Origin of the sequence: Clostridium sp. 1001283B150210_160208_E6 (assembly GCF_015669365.1) — a bacterium.
GTDB lineage: Bacteria > Bacillota > Clostridia > Clostridiales > Clostridiaceae > Clostridium > Clostridium paraputrificum.
The window spans coordinates 1-1932 of sequence record NZ_JADPAA010000037.1; the positions used below are offsets into that span (position 1 = coordinate 1).

Sequence of the window (1932 nt, forward strand, 5' to 3'; positions counted from 1 at the left end):
ACAACTTGATTTCTCAAGTTTACTCGTAAAAAAGAATTGCTGGTTTTTAACTTTATATTCTGTTCAATTTTCAAAGATCTCTGCGCCTTTCAGCGACTTTTTTATCTTATCACTCTTCGTTTTAACTGTCAACAACTTTTTTCAAGTTTTTTTGACTGCTTTCCCGAAGGACAAGGACTATTCTATCACAGCTTTATCTCTTTACATAAGTATTATATGTAATTATATTTAATTAATTATTGATTTCTTTAAAATTCTCTTTTTTATAATCATTTTCTATTAATGATACACTTGGCATAGTTTATATTTATTTTCCTTATAATATACCAAATAGTATTTAAATTTTATAACATTATATATTTGCATTTTTACCTTAGGCTACTATAAACTTATTCCCTCCAATGCTACTTACACATATCTAACAATATTAATTTCTTATATAATATAAAAAGGTGCAATTGCACCTTCTAGTAAAAGTTCATACGAAAGCTTCCTTTTATATTCACTTAGAATTTTTCATATAAATAAGCTTTCTTAACGCAAACATAACTTTAATTATATTTATTGATGATATATCACTTTCTTCTATATCTAAAATAAGATAATTGAATTCTAGTATTTTTTCGCCCATCTGCATAAGTTATATTCCAAATTTTAATTCAGTAAATAGAACTTCCTCATTACAGCCTCTGAAGCTTATCTGAGAAAGATCTTTCAGCGGTATATATTTTATTTTTTATTCTTTAGGAACAAATAAACTTTAGTAACATTAAAATATTGAAGTTATCCACAATAAGAACAAAAAAAGAGCTATCCACTAATTATTTAGTGCAACAGCCCTTTGGTACTCCTACCCCGATTTGAACGGGGGCATCAGGATTCGAAGTCCTGCACTCTATCCACCTGAGTTATAGGAGCATATTTTATCTTTATTATATTATTTACCTTATAATTATATATTACCAATAGAATATAACAATAGTAAACAACTATATTTCAGAACAAAACAAAAAAAGCAACTTATTTAAGTTGCTTTTCTTTGGAGCGGGTAGTGGGAATCGAACCCACCTTTCCAGCTTGGAAGGCTGGAGTATTACCGATATACGATACCCGCATATGGTGCAGATGAAGGGAGTCGAACCCCCACGCCAAAGGCGCTAGATCCTAAGTCTAGTGCGTCTGCCAATTCCGCCACATCTGCATTTTGGTGGCTTACCGGGGAATCGAACCCCGGACACCTTGATTAAAAGTCAAGTGCTCTACCGACTGAGCTAGTAAACCACATGGCAGGGATAGCAGGATTTGAACCTACGAATGCCACAGTCAAAGTGTGGTGCCTTACCGCTTGGCGATATCCCTACGTATGGGGTGAACGATGGGACTCGAACCCACGACAACCAGTGCCACAAACTAGCGCTCTACCAACTGAACTACATTCACCACAAAATGGTGCGCCATCAGGGATTCGAACCCGGGACACCCTGATTAAGAGTCAGGTGCTCTACCAACTGAGCTAATAGCGCATAAATGGTGCGTCTTAAGAGATTCGAACTCCTGGCCCACGCCTTAGAAGGGCGTTGCTCTATCCAGCTGAGCTAAAGACGCATATTTTTTAATGGAGCGGGTAGTGGGAATCGAACCCACCTTTCCAGCTTGGAAGGCTGGAGTATTACCGATATACGATACCCGCATGTTATGGAGCAGGTAGTGGGAATCGAACCCACCTTTCCAGCTTGGAAGGCTGGAGTATTACCGATATACGATACCTGCATGTTATGGAGCGGGTAGTGGGAATCGAACCCACCTTTCCAGCTTGGAAGGCTGGAGTATTACCGATATACGATACCCGCACATTATGGAGCGGAAGACGGGACTCGAACCCGCAACATCCACCTTGGCAAGGTGGCGCTCTACCATTGAGCCACTTCCGCA

At 38.2% G+C, this 1932-nt stretch carries 1 protein-coding gene and 12 tRNA genes; all 13 read right to left on the minus strand.

Annotated elements, in window-relative coordinates:
* Positions 1 to 502: 502 nt before the first annotated feature.
* The 13 genes from I4V16_RS17620 to I4V16_RS17265 all read right to left on the minus strand — a co-directional run bounded on the left by I4V16_RS17620 (position 503) and on the right by I4V16_RS17265 (position 1931).
* A complete protein-coding gene (locus tag I4V16_RS17620) occupies positions 503 to 631 on the minus strand; it encodes a hypothetical protein (RefSeq protein WP_271819510.1) in 129 nt (42 codons plus the stop codon).
* Positions 632 to 842: 211 nt separating this feature from the next.
* Positions 843 to 918, minus strand: a tRNA-Arg gene (locus I4V16_RS17210).
* A 122-nt stretch (positions 919 to 1040) separates the two neighbouring features.
* A tRNA-Gly gene (locus I4V16_RS17215) sits at positions 1041 to 1114 on the minus strand.
* Positions 1115 to 1117: 3 nt separating this feature from the next.
* Positions 1118 to 1201: transfer RNA gene (locus tag I4V16_RS17220), tRNA-Leu, on the minus strand.
* A gap of 4 nt (positions 1202 to 1205) precedes the next feature.
* Positions 1206 to 1281, minus strand: a tRNA-Lys gene (locus tag I4V16_RS17225).
* Between the two features lie 3 nt (positions 1282 to 1284).
* Positions 1285 to 1359, minus strand: a tRNA-Gln gene (locus I4V16_RS17230).
* A 5-nt stretch (positions 1360 to 1364) separates the two neighbouring features.
* Positions 1365 to 1440: transfer RNA gene (locus I4V16_RS17235), tRNA-His, on the minus strand.
* Between the two features lie 7 nt (positions 1441 to 1447).
* A tRNA-Lys gene (locus I4V16_RS17240) sits at positions 1448 to 1523 on the minus strand.
* A gap of 5 nt (positions 1524 to 1528) precedes the next feature.
* Positions 1529 to 1605 (minus strand) — tRNA-Arg (locus I4V16_RS17245).
* A gap of 11 nt (positions 1606 to 1616) precedes the next feature.
* Positions 1617 to 1690 (minus strand) — tRNA-Gly (locus I4V16_RS17250).
* A gap of 6 nt (positions 1691 to 1696) precedes the next feature.
* Positions 1697 to 1770, minus strand: a tRNA-Gly gene (locus tag I4V16_RS17255).
* Positions 1771 to 1776: 6 nt separating this feature from the next.
* A tRNA-Gly gene (locus tag I4V16_RS17260) sits at positions 1777 to 1850 on the minus strand.
* Positions 1851 to 1856: 6 nt separating this feature from the next.
* Positions 1857 to 1931 (minus strand) — tRNA-Gly (locus I4V16_RS17265).
* Position 1932: the final 1 nt, after the last annotated feature.